This is a genomic window from Mycobacterium sp. 852002-51971_SCH5477799-a, assembly GCF_001667145.1.
Lineage (GTDB): Bacteria > Actinomycetota > Actinomycetes > Mycobacteriales > Mycobacteriaceae > Mycobacterium.
The window spans coordinates 36,194-60,102 of record NZ_LZIF01000038.1 but is presented as its reverse complement, the minus strand read 5'-3'; the positions used below and the strand labels follow the sequence as shown (position 1 = coordinate 60,102).

22 protein-coding genes and 1 pseudogene are annotated in these 23,909 nt (G+C 69.2%); 9 read left to right on the top strand and 14 right to left on the bottom strand.

The genetic code is table 11. The features are described from left to right. The coding region (locus A5753_RS03540; RefSeq protein ID WP_156655921.1) for a hypothetical protein at positions 1–1,253 on the top strand (1,253 nt) is incomplete at its 5' end. 1 nt (position 1,254) lies between these two features. Here A5753_RS03540 and A5753_RS03535 read toward each other — a convergent pair. After that, positions 1,255–2,283, bottom strand: a complete 1,029-nt coding sequence (locus A5753_RS03535; protein ID WP_067123479.1) for an NAD(P)-dependent oxidoreductase — start codon at positions 2,281–2,283, stop codon at positions 1,255–1,257. Then, positions 2,280–3,056 carry an S-methyl-5'-thioadenosine phosphorylase gene (locus A5753_RS03530; RefSeq protein WP_231989982.1) on the bottom strand — a complete coding sequence of 259 codons (777 nt, stop codon included), beginning with the start codon at positions 3,054–3,056 and terminating at the stop codon, positions 2,280–2,282. Before A5753_RS03530 ends, A5753_RS03535 begins: the two co-directional genes overlap by 4 nt. 84 nt (positions 3,057–3,140) lie before the next feature. Between A5753_RS03530 and A5753_RS03525 the strand changes: the two are divergent. Further along, a pseudogene (locus A5753_RS03525) lies at positions 3,141–4,036 on the top strand (1,4-dihydroxy-2-naphthoate polyprenyltransferase). Between the two features lie 61 nt (positions 4,037–4,097). Continuing rightward, the gene (locus A5753_RS03520; protein WP_067123475.1) at positions 4,098–5,105 is read left to right on the top strand and encodes a beta-ketoacyl-ACP synthase III; all 1,008 of its coding nucleotides are present in this window, start codon (positions 4,098–4,100) and stop codon (positions 5,103–5,105) included. On the opposite strand, the gene A5753_RS03515 is transcribed toward A5753_RS03520, so the two are convergent. After that, positions 5,102–5,494, bottom strand: coding sequence for a DUF4229 domain-containing protein (locus A5753_RS03515; protein ID WP_369829287.1), 393 nt, complete (start codon positions 5,492–5,494; stop codon positions 5,102–5,104). The two genes, A5753_RS03520 and A5753_RS03515, sit on opposite strands and share 4 nt — an antisense overlap. 46 nt (positions 5,495–5,540) lie before the next feature. Here A5753_RS03515 and A5753_RS24215 point away from each other — a divergent pair, with 46 nt between their 5' ends. Then, positions 5,541–5,693: a hypothetical protein gene (locus tag A5753_RS24215; protein WP_156655919.1), complete on the top strand. Its 153-nt coding sequence runs from the start codon at positions 5,541–5,543 to the stop codon at positions 5,691–5,693. Between the two features lie 6 nt (positions 5,694–5,699). On the opposite strand, the gene A5753_RS03510 is transcribed toward A5753_RS24215, so the two are convergent. The 8 genes from A5753_RS03510 to A5753_RS03475 form a co-directional block, all read right to left on the bottom strand. Further along, positions 5,700–7,016 carry a MinD/ParA family protein gene (locus A5753_RS03510; protein WP_197694573.1) on the bottom strand — a complete coding sequence of 439 codons (1,317 nt, stop codon included), beginning with the start codon at positions 7,014–7,016 and terminating at the stop codon, positions 5,700–5,702. A gap of 63 nt (positions 7,017–7,079) precedes the next feature. Continuing rightward, positions 7,080–8,063, bottom strand: a complete 984-nt coding sequence (ccsB, locus tag A5753_RS03505; protein WP_067123471.1) for a c-type cytochrome biogenesis protein CcsB — start codon at positions 8,061–8,063, stop codon at positions 7,080–7,082. Beyond that, positions 8,060–9,682, bottom strand: a complete 1,623-nt coding sequence (locus tag A5753_RS03500) for a cytochrome c biogenesis protein ResB (RefSeq protein WP_082971154.1) — start codon at positions 9,680–9,682, stop codon at positions 8,060–8,062. Before A5753_RS03500 ends, ccsB begins: the two co-directional genes overlap by 4 nt. Positions 9,683–9,729: 47 nt before the next feature. Further along, complete coding sequence (locus A5753_RS03495) at positions 9,730–10,509, bottom strand: cytochrome c biogenesis CcdA family protein (RefSeq protein ID WP_067123467.1); 780 nt, start codon at positions 10,507–10,509, stop codon at positions 9,730–9,732. A 16-nt stretch (positions 10,510–10,525) separates the two neighbouring features. Then, a complete protein-coding gene (locus tag A5753_RS03490) occupies positions 10,526–11,143 on the bottom strand; it encodes a TlpA disulfide reductase family protein (RefSeq protein ID WP_067123465.1) in 618 nt (205 codons plus the stop codon). A gap of 17 nt (positions 11,144–11,160) precedes the next feature. Continuing rightward, complete coding sequence (locus A5753_RS03485; RefSeq protein WP_067123463.1) at positions 11,161–11,769, bottom strand: histidine phosphatase family protein; 609 nt, start codon at positions 11,767–11,769, stop codon at positions 11,161–11,163. After that, on the bottom strand, positions 11,769–13,118 hold the full coding sequence (hemL, locus tag A5753_RS03480; protein WP_067123461.1) for a glutamate-1-semialdehyde 2,1-aminomutase: 1,350 nt from the start codon (positions 13,116–13,118) through the stop codon (positions 11,769–11,771). Before hemL ends, A5753_RS03485 begins: the two co-directional genes overlap by 1 nt. A 90-nt stretch (positions 13,119–13,208) precedes the next feature. Next, positions 13,209–13,553: a hypothetical protein gene (locus A5753_RS03475; protein ID WP_067123459.1), complete on the bottom strand. Its 345-nt coding sequence runs from the start codon at positions 13,551–13,553 to the stop codon at positions 13,209–13,211. 72 nt (positions 13,554–13,625) lie between these two features. On the opposite strand from A5753_RS03475, the gene A5753_RS03470 reads away from it, so the two are divergent. The 3 genes from A5753_RS03470 to A5753_RS03460 are packed head-to-tail and all read left to right on the top strand — an operon-like array spanning position 13,626 to position 16,127. Beyond that, positions 13,626–14,021, top strand: a complete 396-nt coding sequence (locus tag A5753_RS03470; protein ID WP_067123457.1) for a nitroreductase family deazaflavin-dependent oxidoreductase — start codon at positions 13,626–13,628, stop codon at positions 14,019–14,021. 4 nt (positions 14,022–14,025) lie between these two features. Then, entirely contained in the window at positions 14,026–15,213 is a 1,188-nt protein-coding gene (locus A5753_RS03465; protein ID WP_067123455.1) for an enolase C-terminal domain-like protein, read from the top strand. Continuing rightward, positions 15,210–16,127 (top strand): ketopantoate reductase family protein, encoded by a 918-nt coding sequence (locus A5753_RS03460; RefSeq protein WP_067123453.1) that lies wholly within the window; start codon positions 15,210–15,212, stop codon positions 16,125–16,127. Before A5753_RS03465 ends, A5753_RS03460 begins: the two co-directional genes overlap by 4 nt. A gap of 106 nt (positions 16,128–16,233) precedes the next feature. Here A5753_RS03460 and A5753_RS03455 read toward each other — a convergent pair whose 3' ends face one another. Genes A5753_RS03455 through A5753_RS03445 form a run of 3 tightly spaced genes read right to left on the bottom strand, consistent with a single transcriptional unit; the run spans position 16,234 to position 20,207 of the window. Continuing rightward, a complete protein-coding gene (locus A5753_RS03455; protein ID WP_255361342.1) occupies positions 16,234–17,655 on the bottom strand; it encodes an amino acid permease in 1,422 nt (473 codons plus the stop codon). A gap of 42 nt (positions 17,656–17,697) precedes the next feature. After that, entirely contained in the window at positions 17,698–19,056 is a 1,359-nt protein-coding gene (locus tag A5753_RS03450) for an MFS transporter (protein WP_067123496.1), read from the bottom strand. A 5-nt stretch (positions 19,057–19,061) separates the two neighbouring features. Further along, positions 19,062–20,207, bottom strand: coding sequence for an LLM class flavin-dependent oxidoreductase (locus A5753_RS03445; RefSeq protein ID WP_067123451.1), 1,146 nt, complete (start codon positions 20,205–20,207; stop codon positions 19,062–19,064). 410 nt (positions 20,208–20,617) lie between these two features. Between A5753_RS03445 and A5753_RS03440 the strand changes: the two genes are divergently transcribed. Together A5753_RS03440 and A5753_RS03435 are read left to right on the top strand one after the other, a co-directional pair. Continuing rightward, entirely contained in the window at positions 20,618–21,493 is an 876-nt protein-coding gene (locus A5753_RS03440) for an esterase family protein (protein ID WP_231989983.1), read from the top strand. A 9-nt stretch (positions 21,494–21,502) separates the two neighbouring features. Then, complete coding sequence (locus A5753_RS03435) at positions 21,503–23,668, top strand: acyltransferase family protein (protein ID WP_067123447.1); 2,166 nt, start codon at positions 21,503–21,505, stop codon at positions 23,666–23,668. Positions 23,669–23,909: the final 241 nt, after the last annotated feature.

The window sequence follows — 23,909 nt, the reverse complement described above, 5'->3', positions numbered from 1 at the left end:
GTATCTCCGAGGTCGCCGGCTCGTTGTTGAGCGCCCAGGCAGTGCCCGCCGGCGCGCTCACCGGACCCGTTCCGGCGGGCGACGAGTCCAGCGGGTGGCACAGGTCGGCGCGGATCATCGGCTCGCTGTCGATGCTCGCGGCGGTGCTCAGCTTCGGTTTCAACCTGTACTGGCGGGTCCGGTACGCGCTGCAAAGCACCGGCGGCGCCGACCAATTCGGCAAACAGAACATCGCCGTGATCGCGACCGCGGTGGTGTACGGCGTGGTGGCCCTGGTGGCCGTGCTGGTCGCCTCCAGGTGGTTGCTGCGCGACGCTCGGGCGAGCCGGCTCACGATCGTCGCGCTCGGCGCGTCGACGCTGGCCGCCGGGATCCTGGTGTGGTTCTTGCCCGCCGGTCGTGACATCGACGCGTTCCACGGCATCGCGCAGAACACGTCCACGGCGGGCGTCGGGTTCGAGGGTTACCTGGCGTGGGCGGCCGGCGCGGCGCTCTTCGCGCCGCGGGCGCTGTTCGGTCACCGGAACGCCTCGCCGACCGAGGAATCCGTGTGGCGCGGGGCGACCCGAAATGGCCTGCTGCTCATCGCCGTTTGGTGCGTTGGGTCGATAGCGATGCGGATCACCGACCTGGTCGTCGGAGTTATCCTGAACTACCCCTTCTCCCGGTACGACAGCATCGTGCTGGCCGCGTTCGATCTGGCCACCGCGGTCCTGGCGATCTGGCTGCGCCGTAGGCTGGCCACCCTTTCGCCGAGGGTGGTCACGTCGCTGTGCGGACTCGTCGCCACGCTGAGCGTCGCCCGCGTCGTCGTCGGCGTCGTGCTGGCGCCGCGCTTCGCGGACTCGCCCAATTCCCCTGCGCTGCACCCGGTCTACGGCAACAACCTCGCCCAGCAGATCACCAGTGTTTTCGACGTGACGTTGTGCGGCCTGGCGCTGGGCATCCTGGCGACGGCGATCGTCGCCGGGCAGCTGAGCGGTCGACGGCGGGCTAATCGCGCGGCCCGCCGGCGCGCGGCCGCCGCGAATGCGGCAGCACCGACCACTCGGATCCCGGTGGGCCAAGGCGCCGGACCGTCGGCCTCGGCGACCACCCGCATCCCCGCCGGCGTCCCCGGCGCGGACAACGAACCGGCGACCTCGGAGATACCGCCGCTGGCCAATGCCCCCCGGATTTTCCGCGGCGACGACACCGGAACGCGCCAGATATCTGTGCAGAAGCCGCAGATCTACCGGCCCCCGCAGGGCTGACTCAGCGAAGCGGCGCGAACGCGAATTCGCGCAGCCCGTCACCCGGCGTGACGGCCGCACGGAAACCCAGCACCTCGGCGGCCCGGGACGGGTCGGCGACGATGTGGCGCACGTCGCCGCTGCGGTACTGCCCGGTGACCACCGGCGACTGTGCGCCGCCGCGCGCGCCGCACAGCGCACCGGCCACTTCCAGGATCGAAATGGGTTGTCCGGAGCAGACATTGACCGCGGTGAAACCCTCGCGCTGCTGCGTCGCGGCGACGTTGGCGGCGGCCACGTCGTCGACGTGGACGAAGTCGCGCATCTGCCCGCCGTCCTCGAAAACCCTTGGCGATTCGCCCTTTTCCAGGGCGGACCGGAAGATCGCCGCCACCCCGGAGTAAGGGGTGTCGCGCGGCATGCCGGGACCGTAGACGTTGTGATAACGCAGCGCCACCACCGAACCACCCGTGGCCTCCGACCACGCCAGCGCGTAATGCTCCTGCGCGGTCTTGCTGGCGGCGTACAGACTTCGTGGCCGCAGGCAGGCGCCCTCGTCGACGAGGCGCCAGTGCAGTTCCTCCCCGCCGGCCGGACAGCGGTGCTCGAAGATCCCGGCGTCGAGGTCGGCCCGGCGCCGGGGCAGCGGATCCACCGCTCCGTGCTGTTCGCAGTGGTAGCTCCCTTGCCCGTACACCACCATCGACGAGGCCAGCACCAGGTGCCGCACCCCGGCGGCGAACATCTGCGCCAGCAGGACGCTGGTGGCCAGATCGTTGTGGCCGCCATAGGCCGGGGCGTCGGCGGCGTTTACGCCCGCGCCCACCATCGCCGCCTGATGACACACGAGTTCCACGCCGTCCAACAGCGGGACCAGTGCGTCGGCATCGCGCACGTCGACGCGGTGACATCCCGGCGGCAGCACCGGGTTTGGGCCGTGGGCGGCGGGCAGCAACGCGTCGACGGCGACCACGTCGTGACCCGCGGAGCGCAGCGCGGCGTCCACCCGCGAACCGATGAAGCCGGCCGCCCCGGTCAGCAGCACCCTCACGGCAGCTCGATCGGCAGGGTGACCCCGGCGTGCGGCAGGCACCGCGTGCAGGTGCGGTCGGCAGCGACCCGGCCGATGGCCTGGCGGATCAGCGTCTTGAACTTTTCGATGTTCCTTGCGAATTCGGCGAAGACGTCGACGGTCTTCACGCCCTCCCCGGCGCTGACACCGGCATCCAGATCTGTCACCAAAGCTATTGCGGCATAACAGAGTTCGAGTTCACGAGCGAGCACCGCCTCCGGATAGCCGGTCATGTTGACCAGTGAGAACCCGGCTGAGGCGAACCACTGGCTCTCGGCGCGGGTGGAAAAGCGCGGCCCCTGAATCACCACCATGGTGCCGCCGTCGGTCACCTCGGGCAGGACGGTCACCGCGTCGCGCAGCGTAGGGCAGTACGGGTCGGCGAACTCGACGTGGATGCCGCCGGAGTCGAAATAGGTGTCGGCGCGGCCCCGGGTGCGGTCGACCAGCTGGTCGGGCACCACGACGGTGCCCGGGCCGAGTTCGGGTTTGAGGCTGCCCACCGCACAGGGCGCGAGCACCCGCCGCACACCGAGCTTGCGCAGGGCCCACATGTTGGCCCGGTAGGGCACGGTGTGCGCGGAGAATTCATGCGCCGCGCCATGGCGCGGCAGGAAAGCCACCTCGTGGCCACCGATCGCGCCGACGGTGACCGGGGCGCTGGGTGGGCCGTAGGGAGTGTCGACGGTGACCTCGCGGGAGTCGGATCCGAAAAACGTGTAGAAGCCGCTGCCGCCGATGACTCCAAGCATCCGACCATTGTGGTGCATCATGTCGAAGCGATCGGGGGTGCGGGGCCCGGGGATTGACGGCCGGCATCCTGGCAGGATGGTCGGGTGGCCAATTTCGGGCAGTGGGTTTCCGGTGCGCGGCCGCGGACGTTGCCCAACGCGGTGGCGCCGGTTGTCGCGGGAACCGGCGCCGCGGCATGGCTGCATTCCGCGGTGTGGTGGAAGGCGCTGCTCGCGCTGGCCGTCGCGCTCGCGATGATCGTCGGCGTCAACTACGCCAACGACTACTCCGATGGCATCCGCGGCACCGACGACGTCCGCGCCGGCCCGGTGCGCCTGGTGGGCTCGCGGCTGGCGGCGCCGCGGGCGGTGCTGGCCGCCGCGATCGCCAACCTGACCGTCGGCGCGCTCGCCGGGCTCGCGCTGGCGTTGTGCAGCGCGCCGTGGCTGATCGCGGTGGGAGCGGCCTGCATCGCCGGGGCGTGGCTGTACACCGGCGGGTCGAAACCGTACGGCTACGCCGGTTTTGGTGAGATCGCGGTGTTCCTGTTCTTCGGGCTCGTCGCCGTGCTGGGCACCCAGTACACCCAGGCGCTGCGCGTGGACTGGGTGGGCCTGCTTTTGGCGGTGTCGATCGGGGCGTTGTCCTCCTCGGTGCTGGTGGCCAACAACCTGCGGGACATCCCGACCGATGCGGGCTCGGGAAAGATCACCCTGGCGGTGCGGCTGGGCGATGCCCGCACCCGGATCCTGTACCAGGCGCTGCTGGGTACCGCCGGAGTGCTGACCCTGGTGCTCATGCTCGCGACACCCTGGTGCGCGGTCGGATTGGTGGCCACGCCGCTGGCCCTGCGCGCGGCGGCCCCGGTGCGATCCGGCCGCGGCGGCCCGGAGCTCATCCCCGTGCTGCGCGATACCGGGCTGGCCATGGCGGTCTGGGCGATCGCGGTGGCCGCGGCACTGGCGCTGGCCAGCTGAGCTCTAAGCGGGGGTATCGATAGTGCAGACGACGGGCCCGGTGGGGTACCTTTGCGTTTGCTGGGGCGATAGCAAAGGACCGCGATGAAGCAGATTGCCGCGACCAGCGGGCCCACGAACATCGGCTTACTCAGCGTCGGGTCGTACCGGCCGGAGCGGGTGGTCACCAACGACGAACTCTGCGAGAACATCGATTCGTCCGACGAGTGGATCTACACCCGGACCGGCATCAAGACGCGCCGGTTCGCCGCCCGCGACGAATCCGCCGCGTCCATGGCGACCGCGGCCGGCCAGGAGGCGATCGCCAAAGCCGCGCTCACCGCGGCCGACATCGACTGCGTGATCGTCGCCACCAGCACGCATTTCCTGCAGACGCCCGCCTGCGCGCCATCGGTAGCGGCGGCGTTGGGCGCCACCGGCGTGCCCGCCTTCGACGTCTCGGCCGGGTGCGCCGGCTTCGGGTACGCACTGGGCGTGGCGGCCGACATGATCCGGGGCGGCACCGCGGGCAAGGTGCTGGTGATGGGTTCGGAAAAACTGTCCCCGACCGTGGACATGCAGGACCGCACCAACTGCTTCATCTTCGCCGACGGCGCCGCCGGGGTGGTGGTGGGAGAAACACCGGACCAGGGCATCGGCCCGACCGTCTGGGGCAGTGACGGCGCGCAGGCCACGGCCATCCGCCAGGACATCGACTGGATCGACTACATGGACCGCCCGACGGGCCCGCGGCCCTTCCTGCGGCTCGAGGGCAGCGCGGTGTTTCGTTGGGCGGCATTCGAGATGGGCAAGGTCGGCCGGCAGGCCATGGACGCGGCGGGCGTCCGGCCCGACGAGATCGACGTGTTCCTGCCGCACCAGGCGAACAGCCGGATCAACGAGGTGCTGGCCAAGAGCCTCGAGTTGCGTCCGGATGCAATCGTCGCCAACGACATCGAGCACACCGGGAACACCTCGGCGGCATCCATCCCACTGGCGATGGCCGAAGTGCTGGCGACCGGCGCGGCCCAGGCCGGCGACTTGGCGCTGCTGCTCGGCTACGGCGCCGGCCTGAGCTACGCCGCACAGGTCGTGCGGCTGCCGAGCGGTTAACCGCGCCCTGATTCCTGGCCGCCCTCGTCCGGCGTGGCCTCCCCGTGCAGGCGGGCTTGCAGCAATTCACGCTCCCGGCGCCGTCGTTCCCCGGCGATCGCCAGCGCGGCGGTGGCACGGCGGCGCAGCGGGGCGAACACCAACATGCCCAGCGGCATCGCAATGATCAGGGCGAACAGCACCGCTACCACGATCGGAAACTGCGAAATGCCCGCCAAGCGCGCGACACCGTAGATCACCCCGGTGAGCACGCCCGCCAGCAGCACCCTCGCCGCCATGTACGCGGCCACGTGGACGGCGACGCGGCTTGCGCCCCGTTGCGCCATGCCCTCGTTCGCGGCGGGGTCCTGCACGCCGCCGGTGCGGTCGTCGCTAGCTTCTTGTGACACAGGGTGAGCCTACGGCGCGGGTATATTCGCCCCAAGGAGGTGTTGCGTGCTCTACCTGCTGCTCGTCGTGATGTTGGGGACGCTGATCTACGTGGGCTGGCGTGCCGCACGGTCGCAGATTCACCGGCCGAAGACGCGGGTGATCGGACCCGACGACGATCCAGATTTCCTGCGGCGGTTGGGTCGCGGCGACAGCTGACCGGCGCTAGCCGAGCACTCCCGGATTGTGCTGGTCGCCGGGGAACCCGTCGGCGACGATGGCGGCCAGCTCGGTGAGCGCTTCGCGCGTCCCGCGCCGTAACCGGTCCAGCTCGATCTCGGCGCCCTCTTCCAGGTGCGGGTCGAAAGGCACCAGTTGCACCGCCCGGCAGCGCCGGGAGAAGTGCTCGATGACCTTGTTCATGTCGACCTTGCCCGGGCGTGGCTTGACCCCGTTGATGACCGCGATGGAGTTGCGGACCAGGTCCTCGTGGCCGTGGGCATCCAGCCAGTCCAGCGTCGCCGAGGCGCTGCGGGCGCCGTCGATGGACGCCGAACTGACCACGACGAGCGCGTCGGCCTTGTCCAGCACCGAGCTCATCACCGAATGCAGCAGTCCGGGCCCACAGTCCGTGAGCACCAAGCCGTAGAACCGTTCCAGGATGTCCAGGACCCGCACGTAGTCATCGGCGCCGAACGCGTCCGAGACGGCGGGATCCGTTTCGGATGCCAATATCTCCAGGCCGCTGGGCCCCTTGGAGGTGTAGCGGCGCACGTCGCTGTAGCGCTCGATGGTGCCCGCGTCATGCAGCAGCTGGCGGACCGTCGCGGCCGTCTCCAGCGGGATCTTCTGGCTCAACGTGCCGCGGTCGGGGTTGGCGTCGACGGCGACCACCCGGTCACCGCGGATGGAGGCGAAGGTGGCGCCAAGCGTCGCGGCGATCGTGGTCTTGCCGACGCCGCCCTTCAACGACAGGAAGGCCACTCGGTAGGAACCCCGCAGCGGCCGGTTCACCTGGGCGACCAGATTGTTGTAGCGCGTGGCCCGTGGGCTCTCGCCGAGGTTGAGGAGCCCACCGGACAGCTTGAACAGCAGCAGTCGCCATCCATCCGACGGGGGCGGCGCGACCGGCCGCAGCAGCATGCCGGTGGACAGTTCCGGATACGGCGTGTGCGGCAGGTGCTCGGGGCGCTGCGGCGCCCCCTGAAATTGCGTCGGCGGCGCGTCCGGGCCCGTGTAGTAGGCGCCATACGCCGTCGGATCGACTCGCGGGATGCCGGTCACCGGCGTGGAGTCCCACGGCGGCATCCCGGCCGGCCTGGGCGCCGTGGGCGGTGCGGCCGGCGGGTGTTCGGGGCCGGGAACGCGGCGTTCGGTGCGGAAACCGGCGAAGGCGCGAGTAGGGGCTTCGGCACCCGAGCCACCCGACCCTGCCTGGGGTTCGGCGCCCTCGTGCTGGGCCGCCGCGGACGCTGTCTGTGGGGGTATCTGCGTGGTCGGTTGTTCGGGCGCCCCCACGCCCGACATTGGATGCTCGGTCACTGCACTCCCCTTTGCTGTGCGTTATTCAGCGTGTTGTGCGTTTCTTGGGCCGGTCAAGCACCGTCACCCGACGCCCGCATAAGAATGCAGGCCCACAGTGACCAGGTTAACGAAGAACAGGTTGAAGACCATGGCCACAAACCCCGCGACGTTGATCCAGGCGGCTTTCCTGTCCCGCCATCCCGCCGTCGACCTGGCGTGCAGGTACGCGGCGTAAATCACCCAGGCGACAAAGGACACAGTCTCTTTCGGATCCCAGCCCCAATACCTACCCCAGGCTTCCTCGGCCCAGATCGCGCCGAAAATGACGCCGAAACCGAACACCGGAAAAGCGAAAATCGTCGTTCGATAGGCGATGCGGTCCAGCGTCTGCGCGTCGGGGAACCGCTGTATCAGCCGGCTCAGCGCGCCGCGCTCGGTGCGGTCGGGCTCTGCCAGTGGCGACGTCCGCAGCAGGAACAGGATGCTGGCGATGCCGGCCACCAGGAACACTCCTGATCCCAGGCTGACCACCGACACATGGATGGGCAGCCAGTAGGACTGCAGCGCGGGCATCACCGGCGCGGCGTTGGTGTAGAGCCAGCGACCCGACACGGTGAGCAGGATCAACACCGGCAGCAGCAAGAACACCCATAGTGGGCGGTATTGCGGGCGGCGCAGCACGACCGCCCCGGCGATCAACCCGCACAGGCAGGTCAGGTTGATGAACTCGTACATGTTGCCCCACGGCACCCGCACCGTGGCCAGGCCGCGCAGCACCAGGCAGGCCAACAGCAGTCCGATGCCCAGGTACACCACGGACAGCCCGGCCCGGCCGACGCGTTCGTCGATCGGGCGTCCGGGCGTGTCGTCCACCACGCCGGGGATGACGGAATCGGCGCTGACGGCGCCGGCGAGTACCCGTGCGCGCTGATCCGCGCGGCGCCCGCCGGCGTAGGCCAGCTCGAAAGCCAGCAACAGCAGCGCGATCACCAGGGCCACCACCGCCGACGTGAACGCCCAGTCGGAGTAGCGCGCCAGCTCGACGTTGACGTGCACCGTATTCATTTGACGTCCACCTCAGAACTCCTCTTGGACGCTGCGGGTGTCGCGTCGCCGTCGGACGCGGTGGGTGGCGCGGCGCGAGCGACGCCGGAGACCAGCCGCTCGGCCAGTCGCTCGAACTCGTCGCCCCAACCGGAGTTGTCGGTGCGCGCGAGGCCGCCCAGTTCGACGTTCACGGTACCGGGCGACCCGCCGGCGTCGGGCGTCAGACGGACCCACACCCGGCGGCGGCGCACCAGCAGCGACACCACCAGACCGCCCATCATCGTGATCGCGAAGACCAGCACCCAGGTCTGGCCCGGGTCGTGCGAGACCTGCAGGTTGACAAACGGGACGGCGCCATCGAAGCGGATCACGGTGCCGGCGGCCGGCCCCTGGTCGATCCGGACCGATTGGCCCGCACGCAGATTGACCCGCTTCTCCTTCGTCAACCGGTGCTGCTCGATCAGGCGGGGATCCAGCGTGAACAGCGACTGGGGCCGCCCGGTGTCCAGCCCTGTGTCACCGCGATAGATGTCGACGGCCACGGCCGGGGCGTCCAACGCCGGGAACCGCGAGGACAACAGCGTGCCCTCCAGCTGCTCGGTCGGGGCCAGCAGGCCCTGGATGGCGATCTCGTGGTTGCGGCGCTCCGCGGCGTTGGGATAGCTGCCGCCGGGCGGATCGATGCGCACCACACCCGACGACAGCAGGGTTTGCGGATTGTCGGGCCGCCACTGCACCGTCGCCGTGCGGATCTGTCCGTCGGGGAAGGTGACGCTGAAGGTGGGCGCGTAGCCGTGTCCCTGGAGGTAGACCCGGTCACCGCCGAGCCGCAGCGGGTGGTTGACCTCCAGCTGGTAGTGCCGCCAGGTGTTCGCGGTCAGATCCCTGCCGGCCTGGTAGTCGACGCTCGCCGCGAACGACGTGGCCTGCCCCGACGGCAGATAGTGAGCCGCGAAGTCGTCGACCCGGATGCACAGCGGGTGCAGCGAGGTGCCGTCGACGGTGTTGCCGGCCCGGAACGAGTCGAACGCGGCCGGCGAGGCCGAACAGAAGCCGGGGCCGCCGTCGGCGATGACGATGACGTTGCCCTCGTAGCCGAACAGCTTGCCGACGGCCACCGCGACCAGCAGGCCCAGCAGCGAGAAGTGGAAGACGATGTTGCCGAACTCGCGCAGGTAGCCCTTCTCGGCGGACACCTCGACCACTTCGGAATCGGTGGATTCGGCGCCGTCCCGGTGCCGGATGGCGGTGCGCCACCCGCGCAGCCGCGCGGCCAGCGTGTTCGCCAGGGCGTTCAGCTCGTCGGCGCCGGCCTGGATCTGATGACTGGTGTACTTGGGCAGCCGGGCCAGGTTGCGCGGCGCGACCACCGGGGTGGACCGCAGGCTGCGGACGTGCTCGATCATCCGCGGGGTGAGGCAGCCGACCAGCGATACGAACAGCAGCACATAGATGGCGGTGAACCAGAAGCTGGAGAACACATTGAAGGCCTGCAACCGATCCAGCCACGGCCCGATCATCGGGTGGGCCTTGAGGTAGTCGTCGACCTTGCCGGCGTTGAGGTTGCGCTGCGGCAGCAACGCACCCGGGATCGCGCCGAGCGCGAGCAGGAACAACAGCACCAGCGCGGTGCCCATCGAGGTCAGCGCGCGCCAAGTATTGCGGCTCCAGGCGAAGACGTGCCTCAAATCGGCAACCTCACGTCGGACACGAGCGCGTCGCGCAGCCACGAGATCAAGTCATTCCACACCCCGGTGACCAGCAGCGCGCCGACCGTGATCAGCAGGACGCCGCCGAAGGTCTGGATGGCCCGGGTGTGCCGGCGCAGCCAGCCCAGGCCGCCCACCGCGCCCGCCGAGCCGAACGCCAGCAGCACGAAGGGGATGCCCAGGCCCAGGCAGTAGGCGATCACCAGCACGATTCCGCGGGCCACGCTCGCGCCGTCAGTCGCCGAGGCGACGGTGATCACGCCGGCCAGCGTCGGCCCCAGGCACGGCGTCCAGCCCAACGCGAACACCGCGCCCAGCATCGGCGCCCCGGCGACCGTGGTCAGCTGCCGCGGACTGAACCGGGCCTGGCGCTGCAGGGCCGGGATGAGGCCCACGAACACCAGGCCCATGACGATGGTCAGCACTCCCCCGGCCCGTTGCAGCAGCAGCTGGTTGGTGATCAGCGTGGTCGTCAGGCCGAGGACGGCGACAGTGCCGAGCACGAACACGGTGGTGAACCCGGCGACGAACAACGCCGCCGATCCCGCGACGCGCCAGCGGGCGCTCGGTGGGGCTTTGATGGCGCCGGCCGGCGGCTCCTCGTCCACGCCCACGACCGCGGCCAGATACGACAGGTAGCCGGGCACCAGCGGCACCACGCACGGCGAGGCGAACGACACCAGTCCCGCCAGCAGGCACGCACCGAGGGCCACCAGGAGCGGTCCCGCGGCGGCGAGCTGGGTGAATCCGGTCATCGCTGTCTCGAGCCCGTCACGGCGCCGCCTTGCCAACCGGGGTCGGGGATGCCTCGCCGGCCAGCCGCTGCACCACTGGCTGCAGGTCACTCGCCAGCAATTCGCGCAGGAAGACCGCCGCGACGCGGTGTTGGCGGTCCAAGACCAGCGTGGACGGAATCACGGTGGTGGGGTATTTACCGCCGAATGCGATCAGGGTGCGCATCGCCGGGTCGTAGATGGACGGGAAGGTCACCTTGCGGTCGTTCACGAAGTCCAGCCCCGCTTGCCGGTTGTTGTCCCGGACGTCGATACCCAGGAAGGACACCCCGGATCCCCGGGTGGCGTCATACACCTGCTGAAGCTGGGTGACCTCGGCGCGGCACGGCCCACACCACTGCCCCCAGATGTTGATGACCACGACCCGGCCAGCGAAGATCGGGTCGCCCAGCGACAGCGTGTGCGCGGGGTCGGCCAGGTCGGGTCCGGCCAGCGCGCCGGGACGGCCGCGGCTGGACGGCGGGTCGTAGTAGATGTCGGTCTTGCCGCCGGGCGAGACGAATTCGAAGGTGCCGCCCTGGGCGACGGCGTCGTGCCCCGAGGAGCAGCCGGCGACCAGGCCGGGAAGCAGTGCCACCAGCACGGCCCCGGCCATCGCCTGTCGTCGCGCGGTCAAGGCGCCGCCGGTTCGTTGTACTCGACGTCGACCAGGCGGTCGCCGTCGTAGACCAGGGTCGTCACTGACGCGAGCCCGCATTCTCGCCGCCGCGGATCGTGCCATAGTCGCCGGCCGGTCGCGTGCAGCCGCAGCGTCCACACCGGGAGTTGGTGGCTGACACACACCACCTCGTGGCCGGCGCCGCGGGCGCGCGCCTTGTCCACCGCCGTCTGCATCCGGGCCGCGATCTCGGCGTACGGCTCGCCCCAGGACGGCCGCAACGGGTTGCGCAGCTGCCACCACACCCGCGGGTCGCGCCAGGCGCCGTCGCCCGGCCCGACCCGTTTGCCCTGGAAGAAGTTGGCCGATTCGATCAGCTCCGGGTCGGTATCAACGGTCAGGCCGTGCTTGGCGGCGATGGGCGCGGCGGTCTCCTGGGCCCGTTCCAGTGGCGAGGCGATCACCGCGACGATGTCCCGGTGAGCCAGCGCGTCGGCCACCGCGGCCGCTTGCGCGCGGCCGTTGTCGGAGAGGTGAAATCCGGGCAGCCGCCCGTAGAGGATGCCGCTCGGGTTGTACACCTCGCCGTGCCGCACCACGTGCACCCGGGTGTGCTCGGCCATCAGGACTTCCCCTCCTCAGCTTGGGCGGCGGCCCTGGCCGCGGTGGGCAGGGCGTCGGCGATCCGGTCGAACGCGCCGTCGTCGAGCGCGGTCGAGACGAACCACGCCTCGAAGGCGCTGCACGGCGGGTACACGCCCGCGTCCAGCAGCGCGTGGAAGAAGGGCGGGTAGCGCCACGTCTGGGTGGCCCGCGCGGACGCGAAGTCCGTCACCGGCGTTTCGGAGAAGAACACGCTGAACATGTTTCCGGCCCGCGGAATCTGGTGCGCCACACCGGCATTCGTGAGCGCCTCGGAGAAAAGTCCGGCCAGGCGATCGGCGTTGGCGTCCAGGGTTGCGTAGGCGGTGGCGTCGGCGTTGCGCAGGGTGGCCAGCCCGGCGGCCATCGCGACCGGGTTACCCGAGAGCGTCCCGGCCTGATACACCGGCCCCAGCGGCGCCAGTCGCTCCATCACGTCGGCCCGCCCGCCGAACGCCGCGGCCGGCAGACCGCCGCTCATCACCTTGCCGAAGGTGAACAGATCGGCGTCCACGGGATCGATTCCGTACCAACCACTTCGGTTGACCCGGAAGCCGGTCATCACCTCGTCGATGATCAGCAGCGCGCCGTGCTCGGCGGTGATCGCGCGCAGCGCCGCGTTGTAGCCGGGCGCGGGCGGGACCACACCCATGTTGCCTGGGCTGGCCTCGGTGATCACCGCCGCGATCTGCTCACCGAACCGGGCGAAGCTCTGTTGCACAGCGTCGATGTCGTTGTAGGGCAACACGATTGTGTCGGCCGCCGTCGCGCCGGTGACTCCCGGCGAGGACGGCAGCCCCAGCGTCGCCACCCCGGAGCCCGCGTCGGCGAGCAGCGCGTCGACGTGGCCGTGGTAGCAGCCGGAGAACTTGACGACCTTGGCCCGCCCGGTGAAGCCGCGGGCCAGCCGGACCGCGCTCATGGTGGCCTCGGTGCCGGAGTTGACCAGCCGGATCCGCTCGACCGGCGCGACCCGCCCGATGATCTCGGCGGCCAGCTCGCTCTCGGCCGGGGTGGGCGCGCCGAACGATAGCCCCGATGCGGCGGCCTTGGCGACGGCCTCGACGACGGCAGGGTGCGCGTGACCCAGGATCATCGGGCCCCACGAGCAGACCAGGTCCACGTAGCGGTTGCCGTCGGCGTCGGTCAGGCGGCATCCGCGCGCGTCGGTGATGAACGGCGGCGTCCCGCCCACCGCGCTGAACGCGCGAACCGGAGAGTTCACGCCGCCGGGGATGACGGCGCAGGCGTCCTCGAACAACCGGGCCGACGCGGCCGTGGCCCGGGGGACCCCGCTGGCGTGCGCGGTCGCCTGATCACTGCTTCCCATGACGACTAGTGTCCCAGCCCTCGCGGCCCATTCCACTACAGGGTGTAGCAGAACGTGCTATGGGGAGGCGGCGCGGTGCCGGCAGGCAGGTTAGTCGGCGTCCTGCCGGTCGGATTCCTGCGCCGCGATGAAGTTGCGACGCGCGGCTTCGTGTTCTTTTTCCGCCGCACGCCGGTGCGCCTCGACATCGCCGAGGCCCTCGGCGACCGCGCGTTCCTCGACTTCGGCGGCGCGCTCGTGCGCGACGCCGGCTTCGTAGTGGCGGTGCACCCCTCGTTGATGTGCCACCTGGTCGCGCTCATGGGAATGCTCGGCGTGTTCGGCGGCACGCTTCACGTCGTCCTCGGTGATGCCCTGACCCGCGGACAGTTCTGCCCCCCTGCGCAGCAGTTCTTCGGCGCGCCGCGCGGCCTCGTTTCCCGCTGCCTCGCCCATGAGATGACAGTAGACCCTTGTTGCGTCGAGGCGGGGTTGTCCTCTTCCCGCGCCTGCGAGTTGGATAGCGGTATGCAACTCCCAGATAGGCTCGCCCGGTTCAACCGTCACGTCACCAACCCGATTCAGCGGATGTGGGCCGGTTGGCTTCCGCCGTTCGGGATCGTCGAGCATGTCGGACGACGCTCCGGCAAGCCGTACCGGACACCGGTGAACGTGTTCAACACTGAGGTCAATGGCAAACCCGGGGTGGCCATCGTGTTGACCTATGGCCCCGACCGGGATTGGCTGAAGAATCTGAAGGCGGCGGGCGGTGGCCGGCTGCGCAGCAAGGGCAAGACCTTCGACATCGCGGATCCGCGCGTGGTCACCAGGGATGAGGCGGCGGCGTACGTAACACGCGGGGTGCGACGGGTTTTCACTAGGTTGCCGTTCGAGCAAGCGGTATTGCTCACGCGGACTTCCTGACGACATGCGGATCACGGCGATCGCCGAGCGGGCGGTCGCCCTCGCCGCCGGGCCGCGCGGCGGGCCCGCCAACGCGGTGGTCAACTTCTCCCAACACACGGTCTCGCTGGTCGTGGTGGTCACCGATGTGGTCCGACACGGGCGGCCCGTGGTAGGTGTGGCTTTCGATTCGATCGGCCGGTTTGCGCAGAGTGGAATCCTGCGCGACCGGATGATCCCGCGGCTGCTGGCCGCCTCCCCCGACGCGCTGCTGGACGCGTCCGGATATCTCGATCCCGCGGCCGTTCTGGCCTGTGCGCTCACCGATGAGAAACCCGGCGGTCATGGCGACCGGGCGGCGGCCGCGGCCGCGCTGGAACTGGCCTGCTGGGACCTGAACGCGAAACTGCGCGACGAGCCGGCCTGCGTGACCATCGCCCGCCACGCCGGACGAGACCCCGCACCGTCGGTTCCGGTGTACGCCGCGGGTGGCTACTACTACGGCGACGGCGGCGTCGATCGGCTGCGCGCGGAAATGCGGGGATACCTCGACGCCGGCTATGACGCGGTCAAGATGAAGATCGGCGGCGCCGTGTTGGCCGAGGACCTCGCGCGGATCGAGGCCGTCGTCGACATCGTCGGCGACGCGGCACGGGTCGCCGTCGACGCGAACGGCCGCTTCGACCGGACCGAGGCCACCCGCTGGGCGAGCGCGCTGGCCCCCTACGGCCTGCGCTGGTACGAAGAGCCGGGCGATCCCCTCGATTACGCGCTGAACGGGGCGGTGACGGAGTGCTATGGCGGTGCGGTGGCCACCGGGGAAAACCTGTTCTCGGTGCCGGATGTGATCAATCTGCTGCGCTACGGCGCAATGCGGCCCAATCATGATGTCTTCCAGATGGATCCGGGCCTGAGCTACGGACTGAGCGAGTACATGCGGATGCTCGACGTCGCGGCGTCGCATGGCTTCGATCGCCGTTTCGCGTTCCCGCACGGCGGTCACCTGATCAATTTGCACATCGCGGCCGGGCTGGGCCTGGGCGGATGTGAGGCTTACCCCGGCGTGTTCGCGCCGTTCGGCGGCTACGCCGACGCGTGCGCATTGTCGGCGGGCCGGATCTCGCCGACCGACGCCGCGGGCTTCGGGCTCGAGCAGAAGGCGGGCCTGGCCGAGCTGATCGCCGAGATGACCGATGGGAGATACCACGGATGAAGATCGCCGTAATCGGTTGCGGTGCCATGGGTTCCATCTATGCGGCCAGGCTGGCCACCGCGGGTAACGACGTACTGGCCGTCGACCGCTACCAGGCCGGCATCGATCAGATCACCCGACACGGGCTGCGGGTCACCGGTCCGGGCTACGACCAGGTGGTGCCGGTGCGGGCGAGCACCACCGCACCGGACGAGGCGATGGACCTGATTGTGCTCGCGGTGAAGGCGGCCGACGTGACGACCGGTGCCCGACAAGCTTTTTCGATGCTGGATCCGGCGACCCCGGTGCTGACCATCCAGAACGGCCTGGGGTCGGCGGAAATCGTGGCGGGCATCGTCGGTGAGGAGCGGGTCGCGGTCGGAATCGCCAGCGGATTCGGCGCGGCGACCGTGGCCCCCGGGCATGTGCGGCACAACGCCATGAAGGCGATGCGGTTCGGCGCCTACGCGTCGCTGCCACTCGCCACGGTCGAATCAATCGCGCGGGCATGGGCGGCCGCCGGATTCGATGCGGCCGCGGTCCCTGACATCGCCGCGATGCAATGGGAGAAGCTCATCTGCAACGCCGCCTACAGGGCCCCATGCGCGCTGACCGGCATGACCGTCGGGCAGGTGATGGACGATCCGGAGATGGCGCCGGTCAGCCAGGCGGCCGCGACGGAGGCGTGGACCGTCGCGCGGGCGTCGGGCATCGCGGTCGCCGTCACCGATGCGGTCGAACACGTCCGCGCCTTCGGCGCGCAGATGCCCGACGCCAAACCATCGGCGCTGCTGGACCACGAGGCTCGCCGGGTCAGTGAGATCGACGTCATCAACGGCGCGGTCCCGCGCCAGGGCGCCCGGGTCGGCGTTGCCGCGCCGGTGAACGCGACCCTGACCGCGCTGATCACCTCGATCGAACGGCGATGGAGCTGACTGGCCCGTGGGACTTTCGGCCACAGCTGTCACAGCGATACCGCAACTCAACAATTTTGGTTGTTCGAAATCCGGTAGCGCATGTGCTAGCGCTCGTCAAACAATCCTATTCTTCGGAGACCGCGCCAACGCGGCCGCGCAACCGCGCGACAAAATAGACCCCGATCACCACCGCCCAGGACAGCAGGCTGAGCCATAGCTGGCTACGTGCGGTGTGGTCGAACGCCATTCGGACCAGCACGGCCGTGATTCCGGCCAGCGTGAGGATGGACAGCACCGGGTAGAACCACATCTTCACCGTCAGCTTTTCCGCGGGCGTCCGGCGGCGCAGGACGATCTGAGACAGGGCGATCAGCCAATAGACGAACAGGATGATGGCGCCCGACGAGTTGAGCAGGAAGAGGAACACGGTGTTGGGCGCGACGCGGGCCATGATGACGCACAGGAATCCGACCGCCGACGAACACAGGATCGCGAAGTGGGGGACGCCGCGCCCGCTGAGCTTGACCAATTGCATTGGGGCCTCGCCCCGCTCGGCGAGCACGAACATCATGCGCGAAGCCGTGTAGAGGCCGGAGTTCAGGCAGGACAGCACCGCGGTCAGCACGACGGCGTTCATCACCTGGTCCGCACCGGAAAGCCCCATGTGTTTGAGCGCGGCCACGTACGGCGAGGCACCGAGTTCCACGGAATCCCAGGGCAACAGCACCACCAGCAGGAAGACCGAACCGACGAAGAAGATCCCGATGCGCGCCACGACCGATCGGGTGGCCTTTTGGACCGCGAGCTCGGGATCGCGGCTTTCCGCGGCGGCGACGGTGACGATCTCGGCGCCCACCATGGAGAAGATCACCACCACGATGGCGGCGAACACCGCGCCGACGCCGTGGGGAAAGAACCCGCCGTGCGATCCCAGATTCGCCAGACCGCCGTGATGCCCCGGCACCAGCCCGAGGACGTACGCGGTGCCCACGATTAGAAAGACCACGATCGTCGCGACTTTGATTCCGGCGAACCAGAATTCGAATTCGCCGAAGGACGACACCGAGAACAAGTTGGTCGCGGTCATCAACACCATCAGGCATAGCGACAGCAGCCAGAGCGGCGCATGGAACCAATAGTTGAGCACCTTGCCGCCTGCGACCGCCTCGAAACCCACCACGATCACCCAGAAATACCAATACAGCCAGGCGACCGAGAAACCCGCCCAGCCGCCCAGGGCGTTGGCCGCATAGTCGGCGAACGACCCGGTTGACGGGTTCGCGGCCGCCATCTCGCCGAGCATCCGCATCACCAGGACGACGAGCAGACCGCAAAGCGCGTAGGTGAGGAACGCCGCCGGGCCGGTGTCTTTGATCACCACCCCCGACCCGACGAACAGCCCGGCCCCGATCACGCCGCCGAGGGCGATCATGCTGAGCTGTCGCTGCGACAGCCCTTGGCGCAGTTGCGGATTGACTCCGCCGTCCGGCGCGGCGGGATCCTGCCCCACAGAACCGGAACTCACCTGGCGTTGCGCGCGCCGCATGCCCGGACGCTATCGGGCTTCGCGGCCCGCAGCAACAACGGCTTACAGGTAGAGGTCTCGGTCGCGAATCAAAGCCGTGGCGATCACACTGATCACCGCTGTCGCAACCAGATACCCGCACGCCAGCCACGGCGCCCCGCCGAGCGCCGCGATCAGCGCGGTCAGGATCATCGGCGTGACCCCGGAGGCGTAGATGCCCGAGACCTGGTAGACGAACGACAACCCGGTGTAGCGCGTGTTCGTGGGGTACAGCGCGGAGTACAGCGTGCCCTGCGCGCCGTAGAACAGCGCATGCACTGCGCCGAACACGACGATCATCGCCAGCCCGAACCACGCCAGATTCTTGGTGCCGAACAGGGCGAACGCCGGAAAGGCCGCCAGGCCGTAAGAGGCGATGCCGGCCAGGTACACCCGCCGCGCGCCGAAGCGCTCGGTCAAGCGTCCGGACACCGGCAGCAGCACCGCCATGACCAGGGCGGCGATGGTCACCACCACCAAGACCGAGACCCGATTCAATTCCAGGGCGCCGGTGGCGTAACTGATGGCGAAAACACCCCAGGTGTTGAACGCCGAGCCCTCGGCCCACCGCGACAGCAGGCCCAGCACAGTGTTGCGCCGGGAACGCGGCTCACAGACGATGTCGCGGATCGGCACGGTGGATGCGGCCCGCAGGTCTTGCAATTCGCGGAACGCCGGTGTCTCGTCGACCCGCAACCGGACCACGATGCCGATCACGACCAGCAGCAGGCTCAGCAGGAATCCGATGCGCCAGCCGTAGGAGAGAAACCGCGCTGGCCCCAAAACGACTTGCAGGAAGGCGAATATGCCGGTGCCCAAGGCCAATCCGAGCGCCAAACCGATCTGCGGAATCGCCCCGAAGCGGCCGCGCCGGTCGCCGGGGCTGTGTTCGACGGCCAGCAGCACCGCCCCGCCCCACTCACCGCCAAGCGCGAAACCCTGCAGCACGCGCAAGACCAGCAGCAGCACCGGCGCCCACGCACCGATCTGCGCCGCCGTCGGCAACGTGCCGATCAGTGCCGTCGCGCCGCCCATGATGAGCATGGTCAACGCGAGGCTGCGCTTGCGACCGATGCGATCGCCGATGTGACCGAACACCAGGCCCCCGATGGGCCGCATCACGAACCCGACGGCGAAGGTCGCGAACGCCAATAATGTTCCCACCAAAGAACTCTCGTTGGGAAAGAACAGCTTGTTGAACACCAGGCCGGCCGCGGTGGCGTAGAGGAAAAAGTCGTACCACTCGACCGTGGTGCCCAGCAGGCTCGCCGCGACGACGATGCGCAGCCGCCGGCGCTGCTGCTCGGCGGGTTCTGCGACCGCGTCGGTCACTGCGGTGGCGATCGCGGCGTCGCGTGCGGACGCCGGCAAGGTTGCCGCCATGGCCGTCAGTGCGCCGATGCGGCCGCGAACGGCGTCGCCGCCGCCGGGTGCGACTGACGGTTCGGGTGCCGCCACAAACCCATCCGTTCGAGCAGCGGCAGGACCCCCTCACCAAACCAATACGCCTCTTCCAGATGCGGATATCCCGACAGGATGAAGTGGCTGATGCCCAATTTGGCGTATTCGGCCAGCCGCTCGGCGACCTCGGCATGCGACCCGACCAGCGCGGTGCCCGCTCCCCCGCGAACTAGACCCACCCCGGCCCACAGGTTGGGGTCGACCAGCAATTTGCTGCTGTCGCCGCCGTGCAGGTCCAGCATGCGACGCTGGCCTTCGGATTCGCTGCGCGCCAGGCTGGCCTGCACCCGTTCGACATCGGCCGGGTCGATCGCGGCGAGCAGCCGGTCGGCCTCGGCCCACGCCTGCGCGGCAGTATCACGGCTGATGACATGAATCCGCAAGCCGTACTGCAGGATCCGGCCGGCGTCGACGGCCAGCCCGCGAACCCAGTCGAGCTTCTTTGCCACCGCAGTCAGCGGCTCACCCCAGGTGAGATACACATCGGAGTGCTTGGCCGCCACCGGTCCGGCGGTGCCCGAGGACCCGCCGAAGAACACCGCCGGTATCGGGTCGGGCGGGTTGTTCAGCTGCGCGTCCTGCACCTGAATGTGTTCTCCGGCAAAGGTTACCGGCTCCTTGGATGTCCACAGTTGGCGCACCACATGCAAGAACTCTGCGGTGCGGGCGTACCGTGCCTCCTTGTCCAGGAAATCCCCGTAGGCGCGTTGCTCGTGCGGTTCGCCGCCGGTGACGACGTTGAGCAGCAGTCGGCCCTCGGAATGCCGCTGGAAGGTGCCGGCCATCTGGGCGGCCAGGGTCGGACTCAGCAGCCCGGGACGGAACGCGACCAAAAACTTCAGCGTCTCGGTAGATTCGACCAGCATCGCCGTCGTCAGCCACGCATCCTCACACCACAGTCCAGTGGGCGTGAGGACGGCTTCGAAACCGTTGCCCTCGGCGGCCGTGCAGATCTGGTGCAGGTACTTCAGGGATGCCGGCCGGTCACCAGACATCGCCGTGCCATGTCCGCCCGCGACCAGATTCCGCGAATCGCCGTAGGTCGGCAGAAACCAATGAAACGCGAGACTCAATTCACCATCCTCTTCCGCTCCGCTTTGTGTGCACTAAAGGCTCGATCCTTCTCAATTCGGCTGCACCGGGCGAGGGTTGAAACCTGCGAGATTGCATTCCCGCCCCGGTGCCGGCAGCACCGCGGCGGCCGGAGGCCGCGCGCAGCGAACAGCGATATCGGGGCGCGGGCTGGACGAGCGGCGCGACCGCGTCTCCCGCTGTCCGAGAAGGCAACACGATCGCAATGATGTGAGCGGCGGTGACGGGGGAAATCGGCGCTACCATGACTACGATCCGGTCGACGGGTGCAACTCGGCGCCGGCGCTGCCCGCGGGCAAAGGGTCACCGCTTCGTGACCGAACGGTCACGCCAGATCACACAATGCTTCCAATACGGCGTGGCTCGGCGGGTAATCCCCGCTGAGCGCGGCATCATTGCGATCATGCCTGACCTCACACGCCGAGCGGTGCTCCGGATGGGCGCCGGTGCCAGCCTCGGAGCCGCCGGCGTGCTCACCTTCGGCTCGCTGCTGGCTCCGGCCGCTTCGCGCGCCGCGACACTGCCGCAGGCTCCCGCGCCGTTCGAGCCGTCGGCGGCGGGCAAGTCCCTGCCGACCCGGCTCACCGGCTCGTTCGTGTCGGCGGCCCGCGGAGGCATCAAGACGAACTACGTGATCGCCATGCCGCCGGGCCAGACCGGCTCGCTGCGCCCGGTGATCGCGCTGCACGGGATGGACGGCGACGCCAACCAGATGATCGACATGGGCGTCCCGGATGGGCTGGCCCAGCTGGCCAAGGAGGGCAAGCCGCCATTCGCGGTCGTCGGCGTCGACGGTGGCAACACCTATTGGCACAAAAGGACTTCCGGCGAGGACTCCGGGGCCATGGTGCTCGACGAGCTGCTGCCGATGCTGTCCACCATGGGTTTCGACACCTCCCGGGTCGGTTTCATGGGGTGGTCGATGGGCGGGTACGGCGCGCTTCGCCTGGGTGCCAAGCTGGGTCCGGCACGGACCGCCGGCATTTGTGCCATCAGCCCGGCGTTGTACACCTCGTACCCGCTGAGCGCGCCCGGGGCGTTCGACAGCAACGAGGACTTTGTGCAGAACAGCGTGCTGGGCCTGCCCGCGCTGAATTCGATTCCGCTGCGCGTGGACTGCGGCAACTTCGACCGATTCTATTTCGCCACAAAGCAATTCGTCTATCAGTTGAAGACCCAGCCGGCGGGCAGTTTCTCCCTCGGCGGACACGACGTCGCCTACTGGCGCAGCCAGCTGCCCGGTGAGCTCGCCTGGATGGCGACCTAGCCCACGCAGATGACACTTCGGGAGCAATCGGTCGCCAGCAGCCCACACCCAGCTGCGCGGCGCACTTCCCGCAGGGGATTTCGGCCCGACATCGAGGGACTGCGCACCGTCGCCGTGGTCGCGGTCGTGCTCTATCACGCGGGTATCCCGGGGATCACCGGCGGCTACATCGGTGTGGACGTCTTCTTCGTCATCTCCGGCTTCCTGATCACCGGGCTGCTCTTTCGCGAGGCCAGCACCACGAATACCGTTGCGCTGGGCCGGTTTTACGGAGCGCGCGCCCGGCGGCTGCTGCCGGCGGCGGCCATAGTCGGCGCCATCACCGCGATCGGCGCGGCCGCGGTGCTGCCCCCGCTGCAGGCGCGCAGCGTGTTCCTCGACGGCATCGCCAGCGCCCTGTACGTCGGCAACTACCGGTTCGCGGTGCGGGGCACCGACTATCTGGCCTCCGACGCACCGTCGCCCTTCCAGCACTACTGGTCGTTGGGCGTGGAAGAGCAGTTCTACCTGGTGTGGCCGGTGCTGATCATCGCCGTCGCCTGGTTGGCCCGGCGCATCCCGCCGCTACGCGGGTCCGCGACCCGCGCGACCCCGTACGCGGTGGTCCTTGCGGTGATCGCTGTGGCGTCGCTGACGGCCGGCGCGCTGTGGACCCGCACCTCGCCGTCGTGGGCGTTCTTCTCGCTACCCACCCGTGCCTGGGAGCTGGCCGCCGGTGGCCTGGTGGCCCTGTCGCTCCAGCAGTGGCGCCGGCTGTCGGTGCGGACCGCGTCGATCGCCGGGTGGGGCGGTCTGGCGCTGATCTTGCTGACCTGCACCCAACTCGACTCCCACACCCCCTATCCCGGCACCGAGGCGCTGCTGCCGGTGCTGGGCACCGCGCTCATCATCGGCGGCGGCGCCGTCACCGGCGGGCTGGGGCCCGGTCGCCTGCTGTGTCGCCCGGCGATGCGCGCGATCGGCCGGATCTCGTACTCGTGGTACCTGTGGCACTGGCCGGTGCTGCTGCTGATGCCCGCGCTGCTCGGGGAACCGGCGGGCCTACCGGCCAGGCTGAGCGCGACGGCCGTCGCCGCGGGGCTCGCCGTCATCACGTTGCATCTGGTGGAGAACCCGGGCCGCTTCGCCGCGGCGCTGCGCCGGTCGGTGAAAGTCAGCCTGGTCGTGGCCGGCGGCGCCAGCGCCGCCACGGCGTGCGCATGCATGCTGCTGCTCAACCTCATTCCCGCGCCGGTGGGCCACGGGGTGGCGGCTCCACGCGCCAACATCACCGCGTCGTCGCCGACCAGCGTCCGGGCCGCCAGTCCCGAGGAAGCGGCGGTCCGTCAGGCGTTCGATCAAGCCCACGAGGCACTCGCGGCGGCCGTCGGTCTGCGAGCCGTCCCGTCGAACCTGGACCCGCCGCTGGCCAAGGCGCCCGCCGACAAGGCCGCCGTTTTCGTCAACGGCTGCGTGCGCTCCTGGCGCGACGTCGGCCAGAGCGAGTGCGCGACCGGCGACACCGCCTCGCCGACGACCGTCGCGCTGATCGGTGACTCGCACGCCGCCATGTGGAACCCGGCCTTCGAGCGACTCGCCGAGCAGCGGCACTGGCGACTGGAGACGCTGGCCAAGGTGACCTGCCCGCTACAAGACCTGCACATCGTGAGCCCGTATCTGGGCCGCGAATACACCGAATGCGAACAGTGGCGCGCGCAGATCATGGGTCGGATGAACGCCGAACGCCCAAGCCTGATCGTGCTGGACATGAGCCGACGCTACGGCGGAGACTTCGGCTTCACCTCGTATGACCCGGCATGGATCGACACCGTGGGACGCACCGTGGCGCAGTTGCGCGGCACCGGCGCGACCGTCCTCGTGTTGGGACCCGCTCCCGACCCGCATTCGTCCGCACCGACCTGCCTGTCCGCCCACCTCGACGACGTAAACGCCTGTACGCCAACGAAACCCGACGCCGTGGACCGCGACGGGATCGCCGCTGAGCAGGCGGCGACGGTGCACAGCGGCGGCCACTACGCCGACCTGACCGACATGTTCTGTACCCCCGACCGCTGCCCGATCATCGTCGGCAACACCCTGGTGTTCCGCGACGACAACCATGTGACAACCGAATACGCGCAATTGGTGGCGCCGCTGATGGGTGCGCTCGCCGACCGCGCCCTGGCGAACGGCTGAGTAAAGAATGAACTTCTCGTGGCTGACCAACGTCAGATCAGTGAAGGACTTTTGGAGGTTTTAGGGTTATGTCACCGCTATTGCTGGTCTGCGTCGCAGTAGCCGCGCCCTTCGCCGGAATCGGGTTCCTCCACGTCCAAGACCGCTTGGAGCGCTGGGACTACGAGCGGCACGCGGACGACTGAGCCCCTAAATCCACGCCAAACTCGCTGTGCCGTCCCGGCTTCGGCTCGGCCACCCG

Coding starts and splice junctions, on each gene's coding strand:
- A5753_RS03435 (WP_067123447.1), top strand. CDS start 21,503: ATGACACTTCGGGAGCAATCGGTCGCCAGCAGCCCACACCCAGCTGCG.
- A5753_RS03450 (WP_067123496.1), bottom strand. CDS start 19,056: ATGGCGGCAACCTTGCCGGCGTCCGCACGCGACGCCGCGATCGCCACC.
- A5753_RS03475 (WP_067123459.1), bottom strand. CDS start 13,553: ATGGGCGAGGCAGCGGGAAACGAGGCCGCGCGGCGCGCCGAAGAACTG.
- A5753_RS03490 (WP_067123465.1), bottom strand. CDS start 11,143: ATGGCCGGGGCCGTGCTGGTGGCACTGCTTCCCGGCCTGGTCGCCGGC.
- ccsB (WP_067123471.1), bottom strand. CDS start 8,063: ATGAATACGGTGCACGTCAACGTCGAGCTGGCGCGCTACTCCGACTGG.
- A5753_RS03530 (WP_231989982.1), bottom strand. CDS start 3,056: ATGCTTGGAGTCATCGGCGGCAGCGGCTTCTACACGTTTTTCGGATCC.
- A5753_RS03470 (WP_067123457.1), top strand. CDS start 13,626: ATGCAACTCCCAGATAGGCTCGCCCGGTTCAACCGTCACGTCACCAAC.
- hemL (WP_067123461.1), bottom strand. CDS start 13,118: ATGGGAAGCAGTGATCAGGCGACCGCGCACGCCAGCGGGGTCCCCCGG.
- A5753_RS03455 (WP_255361342.1), bottom strand. CDS start 17,655: ATGCGGCGCGCGCAACGCCAGGTGAGTTCCGGTTCTGTGGGGCAGGAT.
- A5753_RS03495 (WP_067123467.1), bottom strand. CDS start 10,509: ATGACCGGATTCACCCAGCTCGCCGCCGCGGGACCGCTCCTGGTGGCC.
- A5753_RS03520 (WP_067123475.1), top strand. CDS start 4,098: ATGAAGCAGATTGCCGCGACCAGCGGGCCCACGAACATCGGCTTACTC.
- A5753_RS03465 (WP_067123455.1), top strand. CDS start 14,026: ATGCGGATCACGGCGATCGCCGAGCGGGCGGTCGCCCTCGCCGCCGGG.
- A5753_RS03500 (WP_082971154.1), bottom strand. CDS start 9,682: ATGGGCACCGCGCTGGTGCTGTTGTTCCTGCTCGCGCTCGGCGCGATC.
- A5753_RS03485 (WP_067123463.1), bottom strand. CDS start 11,769: ATGGCCGAGCACACCCGGGTGCACGTGGTGCGGCACGGCGAGGTGTAC.
- A5753_RS03460 (WP_067123453.1), top strand. CDS start 15,210: ATGAAGATCGCCGTAATCGGTTGCGGTGCCATGGGTTCCATCTATGCG.